This is a genomic window from Mediterraneibacter sp. 210702-DFI.5.30, assembly GCF_020560115.1.
GTDB classification, from domain to species: Bacteria; Bacillota; Clostridia; order Lachnospirales; family Lachnospiraceae; genus Mediterraneibacter; species Mediterraneibacter faecis.
Window position 1 is genome coordinate 124,058 of sequence record NZ_JAJCME010000004.1, and the last position, 23,447, is coordinate 147,504.

Annotated in this window: 17 protein-coding genes; all 17 read right to left on the reverse strand. The window is 43.5% G+C overall.

What is annotated here, in order from left to right:
- Window positions 1–7: 7 nt before the first annotated feature.
- On the reverse strand, window positions 8–871 hold the full coding sequence (locus tag LI126_RS05830; RefSeq protein WP_117504902.1) for a hypothetical protein: 864 nt from the start codon (window positions 869–871) through the stop codon (window positions 8–10).
- A gap of 51 nt (window positions 872–922) precedes the next feature.
- Window positions 923–1,558 (reverse strand): hypothetical protein, encoded by a 636-nt coding sequence (locus LI126_RS05835; RefSeq protein WP_117504904.1) that lies wholly within the window; start codon window positions 1,556–1,558, stop codon window positions 923–925.
- Between the two features lie 130 nt (window positions 1,559–1,688).
- Window positions 1,689–2,018, reverse strand: a complete 330-nt coding sequence (locus LI126_RS05840) for a DUF6664 family protein (protein ID WP_117504906.1) — start codon at window positions 2,016–2,018, stop codon at window positions 1,689–1,691.
- Window positions 2,019–2,093: 75 nt separating this feature from the next.
- The gene (locus LI126_RS05845) at window positions 2,094–10,208 is read right to left on the reverse strand and encodes an LPD25 domain-containing protein (protein ID WP_442919967.1); all 8,115 of its coding nucleotides are present in this window, start codon (window positions 10,206–10,208) and stop codon (window positions 2,094–2,096) included.
- A 33-nt stretch (window positions 10,209–10,241) separates the two neighbouring features.
- A complete protein-coding gene (locus LI126_RS05855; RefSeq protein ID WP_117504473.1) occupies window positions 10,242–10,466 on the reverse strand; it encodes a hypothetical protein in 225 nt (74 codons plus the stop codon).
- Window positions 10,459–10,668, reverse strand: coding sequence for a hypothetical protein (locus LI126_RS05860; RefSeq protein ID WP_227061772.1), 210 nt, complete (start codon window positions 10,666–10,668; stop codon window positions 10,459–10,461). The genes LI126_RS05855 and LI126_RS05860 overlap by 8 nt, the downstream gene beginning before the upstream one ends.
- A 13-nt stretch (window positions 10,669–10,681) precedes the next feature.
- Window positions 10,682–11,377: a hypothetical protein gene (locus tag LI126_RS05865; protein ID WP_227061770.1), complete on the reverse strand. Its 696-nt coding sequence runs from the start codon at window positions 11,375–11,377 to the stop codon at window positions 10,682–10,684.
- A 128-nt stretch (window positions 11,378–11,505) separates the two neighbouring features.
- Window positions 11,506–11,778, reverse strand: coding sequence for a hypothetical protein (locus tag LI126_RS05870; RefSeq protein WP_173752079.1), 273 nt, complete (start codon window positions 11,776–11,778; stop codon window positions 11,506–11,508).
- Between the two features lie 10 nt (window positions 11,779–11,788).
- A complete protein-coding gene (locus LI126_RS05875) occupies window positions 11,789–12,091 on the reverse strand; it encodes a hypothetical protein (RefSeq protein WP_227061765.1) in 303 nt (100 codons plus the stop codon).
- 150 nt (window positions 12,092–12,241) lie between these two features.
- On the reverse strand, window positions 12,242–16,384 hold the full coding sequence (locus tag LI126_RS05880; RefSeq protein WP_227061852.1) for a SpaA isopeptide-forming pilin-related protein: 4,143 nt from the start codon (window positions 16,382–16,384) through the stop codon (window positions 12,242–12,244).
- Window positions 16,385–16,571: 187 nt separating this feature from the next.
- Window positions 16,572–17,507 (reverse strand): ParB/RepB/Spo0J family partition protein, encoded by a 936-nt coding sequence (locus LI126_RS05885; protein ID WP_227061762.1) that lies wholly within the window; start codon window positions 17,505–17,507, stop codon window positions 16,572–16,574.
- Window positions 17,461–18,288, reverse strand: coding sequence for a ParA family protein (locus LI126_RS05890; RefSeq protein ID WP_227061760.1), 828 nt, complete (start codon window positions 18,286–18,288; stop codon window positions 17,461–17,463). Before LI126_RS05890 ends, LI126_RS05885 begins: the two co-directional genes overlap by 47 nt.
- 131 nt (window positions 18,289–18,419) lie before the next feature.
- On the reverse strand, window positions 18,420–18,755 hold the full coding sequence (locus LI126_RS05895) for a hypothetical protein (RefSeq protein ID WP_227061759.1): 336 nt from the start codon (window positions 18,753–18,755) through the stop codon (window positions 18,420–18,422).
- A 9-nt stretch (window positions 18,756–18,764) separates the two neighbouring features.
- Window positions 18,765–18,944, reverse strand: coding sequence for a hypothetical protein (locus tag LI126_RS05900; protein WP_227061855.1), 180 nt, complete (start codon window positions 18,942–18,944; stop codon window positions 18,765–18,767).
- Window positions 18,945–19,271: 327 nt separating this feature from the next.
- The gene (gene rlmD, locus LI126_RS05905) at window positions 19,272–20,642 is read right to left on the reverse strand and encodes a 23S rRNA (uracil(1939)-C(5))-methyltransferase RlmD (RefSeq protein WP_227165023.1); all 1,371 of its coding nucleotides are present in this window, start codon (window positions 20,640–20,642) and stop codon (window positions 19,272–19,274) included.
- 96 nt (window positions 20,643–20,738) lie between these two features.
- Window positions 20,739–20,981, reverse strand: a complete 243-nt coding sequence (locus LI126_RS05910) for a hypothetical protein (protein ID WP_015528785.1) — start codon at window positions 20,979–20,981, stop codon at window positions 20,739–20,741.
- Between the two features lie 105 nt (window positions 20,982–21,086).
- Entirely contained in the window at window positions 21,087–23,393 is a 2,307-nt protein-coding gene (gene pcrA, locus LI126_RS05915; protein ID WP_227165024.1) for a DNA helicase PcrA, read from the reverse strand.
- Between the last annotated feature and the right edge of the window lie 54 nt (window positions 23,394–23,447).

Sequence of the window (23,447 nt, forward strand, 5' to 3'; positions counted from 1 at the left end):
CCTTGTTTTATAGCATTTTAAATACAAACTCTATAACATTTAATGCATTAAGAATTTGTACACATTCAAATCTCTCAATATTTCTTGCACATTTCCCATGTAAAAGCCAATTACGGTTAATGTATGGTGGTTCACTCTTACTTTCAAATGTATATTTCCCATCTACAAATAGTCTATTCAAAAACTCAATTAAAGATGGATACATATCCAAAAACAAAAATCTCTTTGTAAAAAAAGAATTAGCTTTCAAAAATTCTTTATTTAAATGTTGTTCAAAGCCATCTTTGGAATATTTTTTTGAATACGACATTTTTCTTGGATAATTCATATAATCATTTATCCTCGCTTCTAACAATGCAACTAAATACATTGCCGCTGTCATATAATCTTCTCTATCATATGCTTCCATACCTTTATTATAATAACGACAATTAGACATTTCTATATAGGTATTTGACAAATTATTTTTGATTTTATTTAAAATGTTATTAGCATTTGCATCAAAATAATCTACGATATCACTTTCCTTTCCTTGAATAACTAATTGATACCACTCTTTAATTTCCCTTGGATTTGAATGTTGTGATACAACCCACCCTGCTTTTCCAACAGTTTTGCATAAATCAATTTCTGTTCCATATTTATTCATAAAATCTTCATGCGACAAATTTTCACTTGCTTTTGCTTCTAAAATAAATGTTTGCAATTCTTCCGAAATTGGGAACATTCTTAAATTTGATATTTTCTCCTGTATTATTTTCATCTGTGGAAGTATATTATTTAAAGGAAAATTACGAGTAATTTCATCTGCAACTTTTTGCATCTTTTTAGCCAATTGTTCATATTCTATATTTCTATTCTTTTCATTCATACCACACCTCAAACTATTTTTTTAATTATATATCAGTTTTTCCACCTTTATTTATCTCAATGTGATCTGCTGTTCAATTTTTTCTTCAACTTTTCCCTTTTTAAGCACATCATAAGCCTGTTTCAAATTGTCAACCGCTTTTTGTAATTCTTCTCGATATTGATTTTCTCCAACTGTTTCTCTGGCTTTTTCAATAGTTAATCGAAACTCTTGAGATGCATCTTTTAACTTTCCCAATAGTATTTGATACTGATACATCTTAAATAACAACTCTTGATAATGTAAAATGTAATCGCCTAAAAGGATAGCTTCTTTACCACTAAAAATAAACTTAATTTTTGTAGAAATTTCTTTGAGTTCCTCCAGTCTAATTAAAAATTTCTTATGATAAGGTTCTTCTAAAGGATGCGATATTACATCTACCATTTGTTCCATATAAGTATTGTTCGTCATCTGCATAAATATGAAATCTATTGATAATATTGGTTCATTTTCTTTAAATACTAATATTGTATCATTATTTTCATATAGTTGAATAAGCCCCTTAGCTATTAGGTACTGCTCTACTCTTTTATCAAACAGATGCTGCTTATTACTCAATTTAATCTGCTGTTTCGTTTGCATTAAGGCAATAACAGCAGCTACCACCGTTACTATCGAAAGCCAAAAATTCCAGTCTTTTAACATATTTATATCGATCCTCCAAATATTTAACCTTTATATGATTGTATCATATTATTTTATTTTTTTCTATTTCTTAACTATGTAAAAAGCGGCGTCAGCTTCACACCAACGCCGCCTTTCCTCAATCATTTCATTACAAAATTCCTGCTTTTTTCAGATACCCCACACCATCATAGCAGCCCCGAAAATAAACCGATTGCAGTTCCATATCGGTAAGCTCATTCCGAAGCTGCAAGGCTTCTACAAGTCCTGCACATTCTTCAGCAGAAAGTCCCTCCGCCTTATCCATATCAAAAATGTCCAAGATTTTCGGATATTTGTCATACAGGCTTGAGAGTTCTTCTTTCATGGCACGGTACTTCTCATTTTCTTTCGGCAGCTTGGCGATAACAGAGCTTAGATATTCGGAAAAGATGCTGTGGTACACATCTACAAATGTTTCAAACTGAAATTCCAAAGACATTTTTCCACCTCCGATTATTCAATCTTTTCCCATTATACCGCCCAAATAACGGCTTTTCAAATGTGCAAAAGAAGATTATCGCTCACGGTCAGCCGCTTTTCTTTCGGGTAGTTCATTTGTTTCCTCTGGCTCTGCATCAAGTACCGCAGGGTCTTTCTGATCCAGATTCAGCTCAATATTTAAAGCATTGAGCCTTTCCGTTTTCTCTTTCAGCTCGTCCTCAAAATCAAAAGGCTTCGCCAGTTCTTCCTTTGCATTTTCAATCTGCGATAAAATTTCCGTCCGTCTGGTCTTTGCCGCTTCCAGCTTATCGGGGATTCTGGCAAGCTCGTTTTCTATTCGGGTTAGATTTCCCAAAGCGTCCTCGCCCAAGTTGACCTTGTGTTTTGTCTTGCCGCACAAGTTCAGGCAATAATGGGTATTGACCGTATCATAGTAAATCTCCATCTGAAACCCTCGATAGCTGCCGATTTCTTTCGGCTGTGTCAGCGGATATTCCTTACAGATTGCAAGAAGCATCTTGCCTGCATCGGCTTTTTCTGTGTAAGTCACACCCTGCAAAGTCATTGGGCAAAACCGATCCTCGCCCTTTGGTTTATGCTGTTCAAGCAGGGGAACATCACACCCATAGGCAGAAATAAGCTGCTCAAGCTGTTTTATTTCTTTCGGAAAGTGCTGCAACACTCTGTCCTCAAGCTCATAATGCTGATTAAGGTAACTCTGCTTTAGCACCTTGAGCTTCGATACCTGCATATCCAAGTCCATCTTTTCTTTGAAACGCTCGTCCCCTGTGGCAAGCATTTTGACCTCCGCAAAGGAAAGGGCAACCTCATCCACATCTTCTGCGGAACGGACAGGGCTTTTGCTCGTCATGATCTGGCTGATAAATTTCTGCTTGCTTTCCACCAACTGATAGAGATAGGCATCAAAGGTCTGCTCCGTTACATAACGGTAAACCTCCACCTCTGGGAACATATTGCCCTGCCGTTCAATACGCCCCTGCCGCTGTTCCAAATCGCTTGGTCGCCAAGGGCAATCTAAATTATGGAGTGCCACAAGCCTGTCCTGCACATTCGTACCTGCCCCCATCTTCTGGGTAGAACCTAACAAAATACGAACCTCGCCGCTTCTAACCTTCGCAAATAACTCCTTTTTCTGTACATCGGTGGTCGCTTCGTGGATAAAGCGTATCTGCTCGGCAGGAACGCCACGGCGGATCAACTTCTCCCGTATATCATCATAGACATTAAATGAGCCATCATTCTTTGGCGTAGAAAGGTCGCAGAATATAAGCTGTGCCGCTTTTGTATCAGCGTGTTCTCCCCAAATGCGATGCACATTGTCGATACAGGTGTTGACTTTGCTTTCTGGGTCATCAGGCAGCATCGGGTCAATCATTCTCTGGTCAAGGGCAAGTTTGCGTCCGTCATTGGTCACTTTCAACATATTATCGACCTGTGGCTCAACAAGCCTTGCCCGTATCTTTTCTGCCCGCTTAGCAAGAGAAGCTACCATTTCTGTCTGTATCTCGCTTGGCTTGGTCTTGATATTGTGATAGTTGACCTTTGGCACAGGGAGTTTTAACATATCGGCAGTCTGAATGTCTGCCACCTCCCGAAACATTAACATCAGCTCTGGCAGGTTATAAAATTTCGCAAACCTTGTCTTTGCTCGGTAGTTTGTCCCTTCAGGGGCAAGCTCTAATGCTGTGATAGTTTCACCAAAAGTGGACGCCCAACTGTCAAAATGCTGCAAACCGTTCCTTACAAGTGTATCATACTGCAAGTATCTCTGTACAGAATACATCTCCACCATTGAGTTACTGATCGGCGTCCCCGTAGCGAATATCGTGCCACGGTTGCCTGTGATTTCGTCCAAATAGCGGCATTTCATAAAGAGGTCACTTGACTTCTGGGCTTCGGTCTGGGCAATACCGCCCACATTTCGCATCTTGGTATAGAGGTAGAGGTTTTTGTAAAAATGGCTCTCGTCAATAAAAAGCCTGTCAACGCCTAACTGCTCAAAGTCAATCACATTATCCTTTCGTTTGGTATCGTTGAGTTTTTTTAACTTTGCTTCAATGGCTTTCCTTGTTTTCATAAGCTGCTTGACTGTGAACTGCTCGCCATTTGATTTCTGCACATCTTCAATCCCACGCTCAATATCGTCAAGCTGTTTCTGAAGCTGCTCCCTTTGGCGTTCCATGCTCATCTGGATTTTTTCAAACTGGGAATGTCCGATGATGACCGCATCATAGTCGCCTGTGGCAATACGGGAACAAAACTTTTTTCGGTTCACTGTTTCAAAGTCCTGTTTGGTCGTCACAAGGATATTGGCAGAGGGATACAGCCTTAAATACTCCGACGCCCATTGTCCGACTAAGTGGTTTGGCACAACAAACATAGACTTATTGCACAGTCCCAGACGCTTGCTCTCCTGTGCGGCAGCGACCATTTCAAAGGTCTTGCCTGCACCTACCTTATGGGCAAGAAGTGTATTCCCGCCATAAAGGATATGGGCAATAGCGTTCACTTGATGCGGTCTTAACTGAATTTCTGGACTGATCCCGCCAAAAGTGATATGGCTTCCATCATACTCACGGGTGCGGATACTGTTGAAAGTGTCGTTATAGTAACGGACAAGGCGGTTCCTTCGCTCAGGGTCTTTCCATATCCAATCCTGAAACGCCTGTTTAATCACTTCCTGCTTTGCCTGTGCCGCTGTGGTTTCCTTATGATTGAACACCGCTTTTTTGTTTCCGTGTTCATCATACACATAATCAAAAATACGGGTATCTTTCAGATTCAGCGTGTCCTCAATAATACGATAGGCGGAAGCTCTTTTCGTACCGTAAGTGCTGTCCGCCTTGACATTCCCGTAATCGGAAGTTTTATTTTCGATAAACCAATCGCCATTATATGGTGTATAACGGACTTTGATCCTGTTTCTTGCGTGTTGTGACGGGGTTAAAAGTTCCATCACAAATTGCTGAATATCCTCCTGCGGTATCCAAGTCGTACCAAGACGCACAGCGATTTCACTGGCAGGCAGGTCTTTGGGAATAACCTGTTTTAAGGCTTCCACATTGACTGACAGCGACGGGTCTTGCTTTGCCGCAATTTCTGCAACCGTCAGCTTTTCCCTTACATTCCCAGAAAGGTACTCATCCGCAGTCACATAACGGGCAGGCTCGGCATTGGGTACACGAAAGATAACGCCCTGCAAATCTGCAATCAGTTTCTCCTGTGTTTTCCCTGTAAGCTGTTCCATATACCCTAAATCAACACAGGCTTTTTCTCCAATAGAAAGGGCAAGGGCTTCACTTGCGGTTTCCACAGAAGTTGCAGTACGGTGCGGTTTAATCGTCCGTTTCGTGAACATATCCGCTTTCCGCTTAAATTTTCCGTCATCGTCAAGCACTTCAAGGGAACATAACAGGAAGTAGCTTTCATCGGACGCAAAGGCAAGATAATTCCCTCGGTTATTGATAAGCCCGTACTTCCCCGTAAAGGTATCATACAAGCGGTTAAGCTGTTCCTGCTCCCTGCGTATCACTTCATCAGGGTAATCGTTGGTCTGGTAGTCAATGAGCCTGCGGACAGAGTCCCTGATCTCCACCAATCCCTTGATACGATTTTCGGCAGTCATAGATACTTTGGCAGGGGTCATCACATCATTTTCTCGGAAGTAAACCTTGCCATCCACTAAAGTATAAGAAAAGTTCCGTACCAAAGGGTCGGCAGGAATACTCTCTGCCTGTTCATCGGAGATTTCATCAATCTGATTTTCCTGTACTGTGATTTCCCCATTGATACGCTGCACTGCTTCCGATAAAAGCTCGGAAAGGGAATGTTCCTTGTCTGCTTTACAGGCAGTATCCATACCGAAACGGTTGCTTTCCATCTGCATTGTCCCAAGCACCATCTCTGGATGCTCTACAAAATAGCGATTCATTGTGATACCATTCTCGTCCGTGTCAAGGTGTACCCACTCTGGCTCTATCTCCATAACTCGGTCACGCTTTTTTAAGATCAAAATGTCACTTGTAACTTCCGTTCCCGCATTGGCTTTGAAGGTGTTGTCTGGAAGCCGTATCGCCCCTAAAAGCTCGGCTCTTTGGGCGATATATTTTCGTACTTCGGGACTTGCCTTATCCATTGTGCCTTTTGAGGTAAGAAACATTACAACGCCGCCTGCTTTTACTTTATCAAGGGCTTTTGCAAAGAAATAGTCATGGATAAGGAATTTCTGCTGTTCGTAACGGCTGTCGTTGACCCGAAAATCTCCAAAAGGTACATTACCAAGCACCACATCAAAATGGTCGTCTGGCAGTTTGGTATCTTCAAACCCCTGTACGGCGATGGTGGCTTTCTGGTAAAGCTGCTTTGCAATCCTGCCAGTCAGATCATCAAGCTCCACGCCATAGAGCTTTGAGCCTGCCATCTTTTCAGGGAGCAGACCAAAGAAGTTTCCTGTGCCACAGGACGGTTCTAACATATTTCCTTTCTCATAGCCCAGACGGTCAAGCACCTCATACATCGCCTTGATTACCACGGGCGGAGTATAAAAGGCTGTAAGTGTCGATTCCTTTGCCGCACGATATTTCTCTGGGGAGAGGTTCTCATAAAGCTCTATAAACTCATCTGCCCACGCCGCATTATTTTCATCAAATGCCTGTGACAGACCGCCCCATCCGACATACTTTGAGAGAATTTCCTGTTCCTCTGGCGTTGCAAGGCGGTTTTCAATCTCAAGCTCGTGAAGTGTCTGGATCGCTGCGATGTTGTTTCTGAATTTCTCCTTTGCACCGCCTACTCCTAAAGCATCATCCGTAATACGGAAGTTTCGACGGTCATCAGACGGAACGGGAACATCTACATTTTCTTTTTCGGGTGGTAATACTTCCTGTTCCAAAAGGCTGCGAATATAACCGATTTTCTCCACACGGTTTATCGGAATACCTGCTTGATTTTGGAAAGTTACATCCCGCATTGACACATCACCGCTGATTTCGCTGATACGCTCAATCACATAACGGCGGTTATCAAGAACAATTTCCCTGCCGATAAAGTCATCATCTATTGGCTCACTCAACTGTTCCCTTGAGCTTTCCAGTTCTCTTGCATTTAATCTATCCGTATCTTTTGGTACTTCTTCGGTCTTTTCATCACGATAAAGTTGATTATATTTTTCAGCCCGTTCTAACACGAAACTTTCAAAATCTGAATGAGAAATGTCGGCTGCTATCATATCAGCAAGGCTAAGATACTCTGTATAATCCGTGCATTTACCATTCTCATAAAATTTCATACGGTAGTTCTCAAGATCGAGCATAACCATAAACTTACGCTGACCATCCTCAGTAGTAGCCGTCGCAATCTCTATTTTTGACAGGTCAGAATAATCCACCCTATCAGATTGACCATATTTTTTATAGGCATAGTCATCAATGAATTTTTTAGCCTGCTCTAATAGTTCTTCTTTCTCTTTATACCAATAACTTTCAGACGCCATAAATGCATCAAGCTGCATTTCATCTTCTTGCGACAATTCGGTGTGCTGTTCCAAATAGGGAATAAACACCTCACGCCCCCACCGCAGGCTTTCCATCCTTTTCCGATACGCATCCTCGCCCTGCTTTTTCCACTCTGGGATAAACGGACAGTTCGGCGACAGGCAATAGTCATAATGGTTTTTCAAATGAGCAATTAAATCGCCCTCACCGTCACCGATGTCAAATCGCCCATCATATCGGAAGTTTTCTCCATTGATTACTGCGTTTATCTGAAAGTCCGTTTTTTTATACCACCCGACTTTTTTACTCTCATCCTGCCTTTCACGGTGCTGTTTCTCATCCAAAATACCGAGCAGTTTATTTCCTAATGCAAAACTGATCTCAATATCATCGTCTAATCCGTCTGCATAAAAGCAGGGATGCTCGGAAAAGCCGATAGAAAATTCTAAGCTGTCAGGCTTTTTCTCGGTGAGTGTTTCTGATTTCTGACTGTCGGTTACTACGACTTTGAGATGGTCATTAGCAGGGTTTTTGTTCAGAAGTTCGCTTAGCTTCGTATGATTGTACGCCTGCATCAAAATCGGGAACTGCACATTCTGCAAAGTCACCCTATCCTCAGTCACCGACTGCACTTCATATTTGTCTGCCCCCAGATACACCACATCGCCCTCGTGACAGAGGTAGTGCATTGGATGCAGTTCCGTCAGTTCTTTGGAAAAATACCACGCATTACTGCGGCTGTAAGTGTCGCTCGTTTTACCTTGTACCAAAACCAGAAAATCAAGAAGCTGTTGCACCGTCGCAGGATCAGAAAGCTGTTCCTCCATCTGCCTGTCATTTATATTGGCAAGGTCGGTACGATTTACCTGCGACAAAAGCTCTTTTTCATAACCGTCCAAATCACGGATAAAATCAGACAGACGCAGGGCAAGGCTGTCCCGTTTGTCAGCAGGGGAAAGTGCCTGCTTAGACTGGATAAACCGTTGTCTTGCAAGTTTTCTCTGGGTGTCGATTTCATACTGCGGTGCAGATACCTGTTCCAGATAGTCCGCATAATGGTTTTTTTCTTTTGGGTTTAAATAGCGGTCATTCTTGATAAGCTCACGCAAGCGTTTTTCCACCTTCGACCAAGATAATCGCAGATCTGGATCAGTATAAGAACCCTGTTTTTCAATGGCGATTCCTTTACTGTCTGCCCATCTTCCGCCCTGTGTCCCGTCTGGAAAAATGTGTGTTCCGCCGCCTGTACCATATTCCTTTTTGAGAAATTCAATGTTTGTTTTGCTGTCACTATTTTTCTGAAGCTGACGATAGATGCGGTATTTGCTCTTATCATAACTACTGCCCATTTGCAGAACAGAGTCAATATCTTCCTGTGAAACGACAAAAGCAGAGGACTTTTCATCCTCTGCCTGTGTGATCCTTTCTATCTGCTGTTCAACCGTTGGAAGATTGGCACTTACTTCTTCCTCATTGGCAATGCTTAGCTGTAAATCAGTTCCGTCAAGATGACCTCCTCCGCTTGGCTGCGGATGTTGTTCATCAATCCTACCCACTGCATCGGGGCTTTTTCCTTCAGTTCCTCCGTCACGCCCTGTTCCATTGAGAGCTGTTTCGTCAAAAGCTCCAACCGTTTGAGTGCTGTCTGTTCCACCTCGTAAAGATGCTGATTTAGCATCCCCGCTGTCAGCAGGTTCAGATAGGTCACTCTCTTGTGCTGTTCCAGATACTCCCTGTGCATCATAGCGTATCTGCCAAGCGGAAGCTCTGGCTCTGTCGGTAATGTTAGGTCTGGAATAAGATAATCCCCCTGCCTTGTGTATGTGATTTTGCTCATTATTTTCACTCCTTTCGGGCTGTTTTCTGCCTACATCATAACGGGATTGGGACTTTGGTGCAAAGGTGCGGTTTTCTTCTCTTGCTTCCATTTGCACATTTCGGATAGCTGCGGAAATTTCCCGAAGTGCCATCTCCGATATATCGCTCGTGGCAATCCCGATTGCATTTATCGTATGGGGCGTATTGAAATTCACAATGTCGGCAAAATCTTCTCGGTCAAAATATTCCTTCACATCCAGACCGCAGCGGCTCATCAACATAAATGCCACGCTGTTGACCGCAAGCCGCTTATACAACACTTCAATATTGTATTCGTCCAGTTCCTCTAAAAAACTGTCTTGGGTTACGCCTTTGAGCTGTGACAGGTAATCGGGAAGATTGTCCTCCACAGCGTTCTCAGCAGTCTTAAAAAGTGTTTCCGCCAAGTCTGTTTCCTCAAGCTCTCCGAAACGGTCAGAAAGCCTTTCTTTTATTGCCTGCTCATATCGCTCATCCATCTGCCAGATCGGAACAGGACGGCTGCCATAATAACCCTCGTGGGTATCGGATATATCAAAGTAGTATTTCAGCGTGTTCCTGCGACCTTTCGGGTCGAACACGGCAATCCCTTTGCTGTCTTTGTTTACCCAACGCTTAAAGAGCTTATTCCAAGTGCCAAGTTCTGCCACAGCTACGGCATCGGGGCGTTGAGCATAGATTAAGAGCTGTTCGTCAAAGCGGCACTTATAGTTGCGGCAGGCAGAGGACAGAAAACTCTGCCACGCCTGCGGACTTTTCGCAACCGACACGCCTGTTCGCCGATACAGCTCCGTGATTAGCTGATACTTTGCAGCCATTTTCTTTACACCTCCTTGTTATCTGCCCTGCGATCAGGCAGGGGCGTAACTGATTTTATTGTGTTTCATTCGTCTGATAAAGTCTTTGGTGTCATACAGCACACCGTCAATCTCTGTGTGGTTTTCATCTACATAGCGGCAAAGGACACATTGTGCATCCCCGTTTTCAGAAAACAGCCGAAGCATACCTCCGTCTGGAATAGAAACTTCAATCCCGTTTTCTTCATTTTTGAAATGGATCATTCTTTTTTCACTCATTCATACCACCACCAAGAAAGGAAATGACCTTGTTCGATTTGATACTCTTTTGCAGGTCGTTGATCAGGGCAATATCTGCCACCGTAATGCCCTGCATGGAAAGAATATCGTCCATTGTCATAGAAGCGATTGCCTTTTCATCTGCAAAGCCTGCTTCAAAGACTTTATTCAAAACCTTTACCGCTTTCTGGTTGACTGCCATTGTCCTATTCCTCCTATCGTTCATAGTCTTTGTGTTTCGGTGCTTTTGTTGCCTGCGGCTCTTTACTGATCGGCTCACAAACTGCACTGTTTTTGTGCAGAAACTCGGCAAACTCACCGATATGATACAGGTTGTTACCGACCTCCGTATGGTATTCGTCAATAAAACGGCAGGTGTATTCCCGTTTTTCGCCCCAAGCGGTCGTTACCATAATCTTCCCACCGTCTGGGATACGGAACAATTCTTTATACTGCGTATCCATAAAACGGATGCCCTGCTCTGCTTTTTCCATGTGCTGATTCAGCCATTCCTTCACATAGCAATAACAGTAAAAGTTATAATCGCCTTTAGTGGGATTGCACCGAAATAGAAAAGCGTGCTTTCCTGTGTCCACACGAAAACCATATTCCGTACAATAATTCCCTTTCATCGCACTTTCAGGGTATTTCCTTGCAAAAGCACCCATATCATAACGGTTGTGCAAAAGTCCCTTATCCTCCCGCAAAGCATTGATGACAGTATCAAGGTCTGCCTTAAATTCGTCCGATTTCCATTGGGGTCTGGTATCAAACCAAGTGGTATAAAAGCCATAGCCTGTTGTTGCAAAATCGCCACGCAGATGTCCGATTGTACCTGTCTGCCCCTCAATCTGCATACTTTGGGCATAAGTGTATTTCTGTTCTGTCGGGGTTAATGGTCGTATCTCCATATCAGCGTTCCTCCTGTCGCTGTTTTTCTTTCTTCCTGTCTAAAATCTTCTGCATACATACATCGCAGAAAATAACCGTCCCTTCCTTATAGCGGGGATAAGGGCAGGTCGCACAATCATATTTTTTCTTAGCGTTCTCGGTCATTGTGATTCCTCTGTTTCTTTTCTGGTTGGTTATAGGGCATCCTGCACTCGTTCTGATAGCGTTCATTCAGCTTATCCCTTGCTTCGGAAAGCTGATTGCAATAATACCCCCAGAAATAATCTGATCCGTCCTTACAGTACCAACACACATAAGGGTTCGGGGCTTTGGAGTTATGCCCGATAACAAGCTCTGTACGCCCGATTTGACAGCTCTCAATAATTTCATAACCGCCATTTATTCGTTTTTCTTCGCTCATAAGCCACCTCTCATTCTTTGGCGTAACGCCTGTAATCTTGTTCCCGCTTGGCACGGAGTTTCTGGATACGGACACTGCCTAAAAGCTCTGGATGTTCTGCCTGCAGCTTTCGGCGTGTCCTGCCCACGCTCTCAAAGCTCGGCAGTCCCAGATAACGGTACTGCGACATCACTTCCGCAAAGGGCATCGCCCCTGCGTCCTTAAAATAGCTGTTGCATACTTTCAGATACAGCACCATATCGTCATTTCTGGCTTCTTCGTCCTTTTTCAGAATGGCTCGCACCTTATCCTCAATGGTTCTCAATTTCTGCATACATACCTCCGTATATGGAAAGGGGACAGCCCGAAAAGGCTGCCCCCAGACACTTTACTTCTTCTTTCGGTTACGGATGTTCAGCCAGATTGCTCCGCCCACAATGAACATCACAAGCACAATGGCGATTACCGTCTTTGCTTCCATTCCTTAGTCCTCCTTCTTCTTTTTCAGCCCTGCGATCAAGAGCGTACCTGCACCAATGAGGGAGATTGCCGCCAGTCCTCCCCAGAGGAACGGATTGAAGTCATCGCCTGTTTTCGGGGTGTCACGCAGTTCATTGTGCATCTGGACAACCGTAGTTGATTCCACTTTGACCGTAATCTGTTTTTCGGCAGGCAGGATATAGTTTGCCGATGCCTTATCGCTGACCTCGGAAATGGTGTATTCTCCGATACGCAGGTTTTCAATCACGATTTCTCCGTTTTTGTCGGTCTTAAAAGTCTGGTCATATCCATTTGCACCTGTCACTCGGAAAGAGAAGCCTTCCACCTTGCCATCGGAAGATGTTTTGACAATTTTAAGACTGCCTGACTGCGGGGCATTGACAAAGCCTTTGCCTGCTTCATTTTCCACCACATAGGTCTTGCCATTTTCCTCAATGGATACGGTGTAGACATTTTCATCAAGAACAAAGCCCTCTGGTGCTGTCTTTTCACGGACAAAATATTTTCCGTATCGAAGCTCGCTCATCTGGTAGATGCCGCCGCCAAGCTCAGACATTTCGCTAAGCAGCTCATCTTCCTTGTCGTACTCGCCGTTTTTGTTGGTATCGGCAAAGACTTCAAAAACTGCACCTGTCAGCTTATTGTCAGGATAATCCTTATCAACTTTGGTAAGCTCAATATTGCCTGTGATAAATTCATTCACAAGCTGGATTTCCACAACTTCATCCACCTTGCCGATCGTAACAGGAATTTCTTCCTCGGACAGTACAAAGCCTTTCGGACTTTCTACCTCTCGGATAATCCAAGAACCATACGGCACTTTGGCAAAAGAAAAACTACCGTCATCCTTTGATGTGGTAGTTAAAATCGCATTTTCTTTTGTAAATTCTTCTGTGCCGGTCTTAAAAATGCCGATGAAAGCACCACCTAAGCCCTTGCCGTCCTCATCGGTTTTCTTTCCGCTTACAGAACCATAAATCAGCTTGTTTTCAATGGCTTCGCCGTCATTGACTGCAAGGTGGACGATGGCGGTATCCTGTCCTGCATATTCAAAGTTTACAGGGTATTTCGTATCACTTGTAAGATACTCTTCGTTTGCTGCAATCTCTTTCACATAGTAATTGCCCATCGGAAGGTCAGTCTTAACCTTTCCTTTTCCATTCTCATCAAGAGTAATGATCTCAATCAGTCCGTCAGCAGGGATGACCGTACCGTCTGCGGCAGTCAGTTCTTTTTCTGCATATAGCCCAAAGGCAACATCAAAGATTTCCCCGTTATTGCCCACACCAAAATGCTCATCGGTTTCAAGGCTCTTTACAAGGTCGATTTCCACACGCTGACGCTCGTTGTAAAAGCTCGTTTCGGTTTCTGTTACTGAAATTTCCTGTCCTGCATAGACAAGCTCAACGGAGTGAATTTCATCATTCAGCACCATACCATTCGGTGCTGTCACTTCCTTCACTTCATATTTTCCAAGATATAATTCCTTTGATTTTGCCGTACCGTCTGCACCTGTGGTCAGGGTATCTACCACCTCACCTTTTTTTGCTCTGACTGTTCCCTCTAAGGTTACAATATCCTCGGCTGCGGTAATCTCATAAACCGCACCCTCCAGATTTCCTACGGCAAAGTTTGGCTGATACATTCCGTTGTTTTCCGATACGCTTGAGAAAATCTCTCCAGATTTTTCTACGGTAATCGTACCTTTTTGTGCCAGATTGGATCGTACTACCTCAATCACGGTAATTCCGCTTTCTTCCTCCGAATTTTCCTGCACCACATCAAAATACACAGGTTTGGAGTCAAGCACATAGCCGTATGGGGCTTGTACTTCCACAAGGGAATAGCCTTTTCCGTATTCCAAAGCCTGCGGGGTGATCAACTCGCCATCTGCGGTAGTATAGAAAGTATCAATGGTTGTCACTTCTGGATAAGTGAAAGTCATTGTCACAAGGTTGCCGTTCGGGTCGTAAATCTGGAAGCCTGCCCCTGCATACGGGATGGTTTTCCCTGTTTCCGCATCTTTCTTCACAACCTTGATATAGCTTTCAAAGTTGGCATTGTTGATAAGATAGCGGTAGGTCTGACCGTCGGAACTGATAAACACATCAAACGGCTTCATCAGCTCACGCCCTTCCCATCCAGAAGTCTGTTTTACCGTATAAATGCCATAAGGCATATCTTTTGTCTGGGCAAAACCGTTCTCATCACAAACGAGCTTGTCACGCTCACTTTCTTTTGCCTGATCAAAGCTGCCTGCCGATTTAAGGAATACCTCAAAGACAGCACCTTCTTCTGGCGTTTCGATGCCTGTTTCGCCGTCATCGGTATGCTTGATAATAGCGATATTTCCCTTGATAACCTGCTCATTCACATCATTTTTTGCAGAATTATATTCCACCTCATAAAGTTCTGGCTCTGCACCGACTTTATGAATGGTCGGGTCAAGAAGATAGCCCTCGGACGGACTGATTTCACGGATTGTCCAGTCATTGCCGCACACATAATACTTGGTCGTAAACTGACCGTTTTCGTCGGTGGTGTAGGTGTCAATCAGTTCTTCGCCCTTGTAAATGCCATAAATCGCACCTGCCAAAGATGCGTCCCCCTGCGGTGTTCCTGTTTCTGCATCGGTCTTAGTTACTGTCACATTGAATTTCTTGAGAATATTTTGGAAACTGCGGTTTGTAACCTTATTCCATTCAATCGGTGCGGTCTGGGATGCAGGAACAACATAGCGGATTGCCGTATCCACTTCCTCAAGCACATACGGGGTATCGCCGCTGATCAGGACATCCTCAAACTTGGCTACACCTTTTCCATCGGTTACAGCATACTCATCGACTGCAAGTCCGCTAAGGGATGTGCCGTACAAATGGAATTTCACGCCCTCCACCAGATTGTCCTCGGAAGTCTTGACTACTTCAAGGCTGCCACGCTTTAAGGTGTTGTTGAAGTTGACTGTGGTTGTCTTGCCGCCGATGAGTGTTACCGTCTGGGTCTGCTGTGGTTCATAACGGTCAATGGTCTGCTCTGTGATGGTATAAGTGGCAGGGAACAGACCTTCTACTGTGATATTTCCATTTTCATCGGTCGTTACCGTCTTATTGATACCCTCACCCTTGATGGTAAACTGAATGCCTGCTACAACGCCGTCCTCAGAAGTCTTTTTCAGGGCAATCGTGCCTGTCGGTGTTTCCACATTGAGATAGGCAGATACAGGAGAAGCGTTTTCTACACCTGTAATAACATCCTGCAAGTTCGGATCACCATAAGCAATCAGTTTGGCACTCTGACTAACCACAGGCACTCCGTTTCGGGTTGCTGTAATCCTTACAGAACCATGAAAGGCTTTCTTTGATGTGAGCGTGAGCTTATTTCCAGATTTTGCTACGCTGACTGCATCGCTGGAACTTGCAAAGGAATACTCGGACAGTACACCGTTTTTATCTGTCAGCGTTAGACTGTATTTCCCGTCTTTATAGACAAGCTCCTTTGTAATATCGTCTTTGCTGCCTGACATAAAGCTCGGAATGGTATTGTGTTTACTCATCAGCGAAACAATCTGGTCATAAACTTTCTTTGCTCCGCTGTTTGGATAATGAGAACCAAAGTGCAGGCTGTACACGGTGCTGCTTGTCTGGCGGTATGAGCCTGTGGCTTCACGGCATCCCGTAACAAACTCCCATACAAGAGTCTGGGTCGCAAGCCATTTCTCATCGTCTGATCCAGACAGATTTCCTCGGTTTCCCTGATACCCATAGAGCAGGGCAAGCCCAACTGCTTTTTTCTGGCTTCCCGAAAGAGCGTTCCATGCTTCGGAAGATGCTTCTTTCAAGGTGTTGCCCGTTTTTAGCGGTACACCTGGCTGTAAACAAAATGCTGTGTCGCCATCCACAAACATACGGTATTTGTAGTCACCCGTACCGCCTGCGATATAACCGTTGATGTTGGCACTTGAATTGTACCTCATTGCATTTCCGTTCCCGTCATAAGTGTGTGAAAAGGAAATCGTACCAACATCTCCTACGGCTGCAAAGGCTGTGGTGGCAGGCAGTACGGAAAATACCGTAACCGCAGCCATCACAACAGCCGCAGCCTTTTGGAATATTTTTTTGAATTTCATCATTTACCTCCTGTTGATATTGAAAATAGATGTTGCCTGCTAACCGAAAAAAGCCGCCCTCTGGCAGCTTATCATTTTTCTTTTCTCGGATAGTAACTGGCAGTATTAAGGGGGAGAGGTGTGGAGAGGGGGAAAGCGAAAAAAAGGCTATCCACCCAAGCAGACAGACCTGTCCCTTGATGTGTGGCTATCGTTCCTGTGCCTTGCTTCTTTGCAGATGGCGGTTATAAAACTCCAACGCCTTGACCACAAAATCGGATTCTTTCCCTTTGGGTACAGATTTGGGAATGAGCTTGGTTATCCTTTCATCACGGAAAGCAGGCTTTTCTCTCTGGTTTGGCTTTTCTTCTTCCATAATGGAACTGATTACCCCATCGGTCAGCTTTCCCTCCTGCATATACTTTTTCATTTTGATAGCCTGTGCAAGTGAGGGCGTGGCGTCATTATATTCCATCGCTTCAAGCAGAGTATATTGCTGTTCCTCGGAAAGATAAGAAATTTCCACCGCAGGACGGAACGCAATCTGACGCTCATCCACCATTTGCAGAATTTCAGGTACAAGCTCGGTTAAGCGGATATAGCGTTGTATCTGATTACGACTTTCACCAACTTTTTCGGCAAGCTCGGCATCAGACCTCAACTTTGTCCCCAATGGGGACGAAGTTAAATCACTCCGCTGTCCTTGTCTATTCATCGCTTCCAACCGCATTTTATAGGCAAACGCCTTTTCACTCGGCAAAATAGTCGTTCTTTGCAGGTTACTTTCCACCATTACAATAATGGCTTCATCACGGGAAAACTCCTTGACCTCACATCTCAGCGTATCAAGCCCCGCAAGCTCACAAGCCTTTTTTCTCCTGTGACCGCTAATCAGCTCATATCTGCCGTCCTCCTTCAAACGGACAGTCGCAGGTGTCATTACACCGTTTCTTTTAATGCTGTCAACAAGCTGTTCCATATCCTCATCCATTAAAACCTTAAAGGGATGGTCTGGAAACTCATCAATTTCAGAAATGGGAATATCCCTTATCTTACTTAATGCCGCTTCTGCACGGCTTTCGTCTGTCTGAAAAAGGTCATCGTATGCGGTCAGCTCGATGCTGCTTTTTCTGTTTCTCGCCAATATCTGCCACCTCCTTTCCGAACTGCTCATAAGCTGCGGCAACCTTACCGCCTTTGTCATAGGCGAAAATGCTCTTTCCCTCTGCGGTAGCTTCTACTGCACGGATAGAATGTGGTATCTGAGCATCAAAAACTTTGATATTCTGACCGTATGCACTCCTTACCAATGCGGTCACTTCCTTAGAAATGTTCGTGCGTGGCATTACCATCGTCATTAAGATGCCTTCAATCCGAAGATGGGGATTGATCTGCCGCCTGACTTTTGACACAGAGCGAAGCAATAACTCCAGACCTTTTGCAGAAAGATAATGCGGCTGTGTCGGAATAACCACGCTGTCAGCCGCCGCCAATGCGTTGATTGTCAGCATACCCAAGCTCGGCATACAGTCAATAAGCACATAGTCGTAATTCTTTTTGACCTCGTTAATACAGGTCGTCAGAACACGCTCACGGCTGATTGCATTGATAAGCCTTACTTCCAGACCTGATAACTCAATATTTGAGGGTAACAGATCAACACCCTCGCTGTGATGCAGGATACCTTTCTGAACATCAAAAGGTTTATCGTCGATGATGTCCTGCATAATCGTCGCAAGGGATATGGGCAAATCATCTGGTCGTGGATAGCCAAGCGACATTGTAAGATTCGCCTGTGCGTCTGCATCCACAAGCAGGACTTTCTTCCCCTGCTTCGATAAACACACACCCAGATTGACGGCTGTGGTAGTCTTACCGACACCGCCTTTCTGATTGGTCAGAGCGATCACTTTGCAATTTGACATATAGCGTCCTCCTTTCGCTTTTATTTAGCCGCTTTGTCAAAGGCGGCTATGTACTTCGCTCTGAATGTTGCAGTGAACGCAAAAAAGCCGACTGGCTGTTACACCAATCGGCTATGTATCTATTTCTATATTCAATTTTTAATTATGGATAAGACTTTCTGTATCTGCTCCATATCCCACCTATCGGGGAAAATGACCGCCATGATACGGAACGCATCATATAAGCCTGCCAAATAGGAATAATCAGAGTATTCCAAGCTCTGCCTATCTCTGTAATCTAAAAAAATATCACAGACCTTTCTCTGTTCCATTGTCAAATCAAGTTGTTCATAGTTTCGTTCAGCCTTATCCCTTTCGGCACTTTCTTTTTGATAATCCTCGCTGCGTGTGAGCATTTTATAGACGGTATCCTCTTTTAATTTCTCCGTTGCAATTTTCACAAGCTCGGCAAAATCTTTGTCATACATCACAACCTCCTACACCAATACTTTTAGTTTCTTCACAGGGGCGTTTATGACTTTGACAATCAGCTCGTCAACACAGTCTGTATATCTGCCTTGCTGAATGAGTTGATTTTTCAATTCCACAAGGCTATGTAAAAGGATTGTTCTTTCCTCACTATCCAGATATGCGTGGTATTTTGTTTCTCTCATCATCAGCACCTCCGTTTCTTGGCTTCATTATATAGAAGAACGGTCAATGTACTCAAATGTGCAATAGGGGAAAAAAATAAGCGTACCACTATTTCTAATGATACGCTTATCTGTTCTTATACAAATGAATGTCGCCTACATTTTTGTGACAAGGTGGACACTACATAGATAAATATATTTCAAGAAACCTTTATTTTTCGTTTGTGTTCCCACACCCGATATCTATTACCACCGAAACATCAAAATAGTTTTTTAGGTGTTTATTGCGTGAATTTTTGCCCTCTGAAGTAAAGGTAAAATGTTTCGCAAAGTGCCTAAAATAAAGGATTTCTACGAGTTTTTCTTTTGTATCAACACAATAGTCTCCACATGCACTGTCTCACAGAACTGATCCACCGCCGTCATCTTCTCCACGCGATATCCCGCCAGCTGCATCATCTCCAAATCTCTTGCCAGGCTTGTCATCTTACAGGAAATATATACAATCTTATCCACCCCATAATTCAAGATCTTCGGGAGTGCCTTCGGATGAATTCCGTCTCTCGGCGGATCCAGTACGATCACATCCGGCTTCTCTTCAATCTCATCAAGTACCTTAAACACATCTCCGGCAATAAATCTGCAGTTGGAAAGTCCGTTTCGGACAGCATTTTCTTTTGCTGCCTCGACTGCTTCTTCAATAATCTCGACACCGATCACTTTCTTCGCAACCGGAGCAAGCACCTGACCGATTGTTCCTGTTCCGCTGAACAGATCGAATACAACCTGATTATCAATATCTCCAATGTATTCTCTTACAGTCTCGTACAGCACTTCTGCACCTTTTGAGTTTGGCTGGAAGAAGGAAAATGGTGTAATCTTGAATTCCAGTCCGAGAAGCTTCTCATAAAAGAAGTCCTGTCCATAAAGAATTCTTGTCTCATCACTCTTCACGACATCGGACAGAGAATCATTCAATATATGAAGGATTCCAACAATCTTTCCTTCTAATTCTAATGCCAGAAGTTCTTCTACTAATGGAGTCAAGTCATATTCTTCCTGCGTTGTCGTTACAAGATTCACAAGAATCTCGCCTGTTGTATCGCCTCGTCTTAAAAGAAGATGGCGGAGATAACCGACATGCTGCATTTTCTTGTAATAACTTACATTTCTTTCTTTGAAATAATTCAGCACACAAAGGAGAATCTTATCCATATCTTCATGGACAAGCTGACAGTCTCCTGCTGTCAGTACATCATAAGTACTTCCTTTTTTATGAAGACCGAGAGATAACGGACCGTCTTTGAATTCATCTCCAAAAGAAAATTCCATTTTATTACGATAATGGAATTCCTTCGGACTGTGCTTCACACCTTCAAAAACATATTCACCTTTTACTACCGGATCCATGATTCTGCGGATCTGTCCTTCTTTCATCTTCACCTGCTCTTCATATGGCATTGTCTGATACATACAGCCACCACAGGCCGGAAAGATACTACAGACCGGCTCTCTTGTCTCTAATGGAGATTTCTCCAACACTTCAAGAAGTCTTCCTTCTGCATTTCCTCTTTTAAATTTATTTATCATAAAACGGATCTTCTGTCCCGGAATCCCATTTTTCACAGTAACATACTGTTCTTCCTCCGGAACAAATACAATCCCCTTGTTTGGGAAATCTACACGTTCAATAATACCCTCGTAGATCTGACCTTTTTTCATCCTAATCTCCTATCAATTCTAATCTATTTTAACAGAAAAACAGACAGGATGGTTTCTTCTCACACCCTGTCTGCACTTTTGCAATTCACTCAAGAATTATACCTGATCATCCTCGCTGAAGTAATCATCAAAATCGTCATCAAAATCATCTTCAAAATCATCAAGATAATCCGGTGATACAAAACGATATACTGCATAAGCGATTGCAGCTACTGCTGCTACTGCTCCGATGATAGCCAGTGTCCAGATTACTGTGTTCTTCTGCTTCTCAGCCTCATTCTTATGAAGAATCTCGTTCAATCTTGTTTCTGCAATGATATCTTCTATTCTCTTGTTCATATTAACACGTCCTTTCTTCACCTTTTGCGGTGACAGATAATCTGTGTTTATTATAACACCTGACGATTCATATTACTACTGATTTATCATTTTTTTATAACTTTCTCATACCTTTACAAGCTTGGCAAATTTTGCAAACATCTTGCGTGTTCCGACACTGTCAAATTCAATCGTAACCTCGTGATCTCGTCCACCTTCTTTGATATCCGTTACTGTTCCTTCCCCAAACTTCACATGACGTACCCGATCTCCGACCTCATAACCAAGCGGACCATTCCCACCTGCTGCCAGCTGACTGCCCTTCTGCAGGGATGCCAGTGCCTGACTTCCTGTAAGCGGCTTACCCACCCCCTGATTCTTTGCAGGTGTCATTCCGCCAAATGTTCCTCCAAATGCCTGTGCCCGAAATGCTTCTCTGGCACGTGCATATGTATTCTGCTGTGCTGGCATCTCCGTCTCCTGGGTAAACTTCTTGTTTCCTGTATCAAGCAGTTCCCTTGGAATCTCTTTCACAAATCGTGACATCGGATTGTACTGTGTCTCACCGTGCACCATTCTTCTGCGCGCACTTGTCAAAGTCAGTTCCTGCTCTGCCCTTGTGATTCCAACATAACAAAGTCTCCGCTCTTCTTCCAGTTCTTCTCTGTCTCCTGCATTAATACTCATATATCCCGGGAAAAGTCCATCTTCCATCCCTGCAAGATAAACACGTGGAAATTCAAGTCCCTTTGCGCTATGTAAAGTCATCAGAACAACATATTCCTGGTCTTCATCCAGACTGTCAATATCCGCAACCAAAGCAACTTCTTCAAGGAATCCGCTCAATGTTGCCTTTTCATCTTTATCCTGACAACTTTCCTCATAAGTTGCCGCTTTACTGATCAGCTCGTCTATATTCTCTTTTCTTGTTTTCGCCTCTTCTTTATCTTCATTTTCAAGGCTTTCTATATATCCTGTCTTCTCAATCACTTCCTGTAAAAGATCTGTGATGTTCATCTCTTCTGCCAACGTCTTAAAATACTCGATCAATGCCGCAAAAGAGTCCAGTTTTGTTGCACTTCTTCCCACTCCTGCGATCAGCTCCGGTGCCAGTAATGCCTCATAAAAACCAATTCCACGTTCTGTTGCAGACTCCTGAATCCGGTTAATTGTTGTGAGACCGATTCCTCTCTTTGGGACATTAATGATTCTTCTAACCGCAACATCATCACGTCCATTGTCGATTGTCTTGAGATAAGCAAGAAGATCCTTAATCTCTCTTCTCGCATAGAAATTTACACCACCGACAATCTTATAAGGAATATTCATAGCAATAAATTTCTCTTCCAGCAGACGGGATTGTGCATTCGTACGATAAAGAACTGCACTGTCATTATAGGAACCTCCCTGTCTGACAGCACTTTTGATATCTTCGCCTATGAAATCCGCCTCATCAAATGCAGTATCAAACTGACGCAGACGGATCAGTTCACCTTCTCCGTTCTCCGTCCAAAGTGATTTCTCCTTTCTTCCGCAGTTATTCGCGATCACACTGTTCGCTGCATTCAGAATATTCCCTGTAGATCTGTAGTTCTGCTCCAGTTTGATCACCTTTGCATCCGGAAATTCATGCTCAAAGTCAAGAATATTCCGGATATTCGCTCCACGGAACTTGTAGATTGACTGGTCATCATCTCCAACGACACAAAGATTCTTATATTTTCCTGCAAGAAGGCTTACCAGCTGAAACTGGACTGTATTTGTATCCTGATATTCATCTACCATAATATAGCGGAATCTTTCCTGATAACTCTCAAGCACATCCGGCTGTGTCTGCAAAAGCTGTACTGTCTTTACAAGCAGATCATCAAAATCCAGTGCATTATTCGCTCTCATCTGCGCCTCATACTCACGGTAAACCTTAGCAATCTTCATCTTTGCAAAGTCTCCTCCGGCATTCAGTTCAAATTCATCCGGAAGGATCATCTCATTCTTGGCAGATGAAATTGCTGAAAGCAGACTTCTTTCTTTAAACACTTTCGTATCCACATCTACTTTCCGACAGACTTCCTTAATTAATGTCTTCTGATCATCTGTATCATATATAGTAAAATGATTCTCATACCCTAATCTGTCAATAAACCTTCTCAAAATACGCACGCACGCAGAGTGAAATGTGCTCACCCATACACTTTCTGCTCCAAAACCGACAAGATTATCCACACGCTGGCGCATTTCTTCTGCCGCTTTGTTCGTAAATGTGATTGCAAGGATATTCCATGGGTTCACGCCACGTTCTCCGATCAGATATGCGATCCTGTGCGTCAGAACTCTTGTTTTTCCTGAACCGGCTCCGGCAAGGATCAGAAGAGGGCCGTCCGTGTGGTAAACAGCCTCTCTCTGCGGTTCATTTAATTTATCATAAATGCTCATCTTTCCACTCCTTTAAAGTTATAAAGATATCTGTAAATGTATTCCCATTATCAA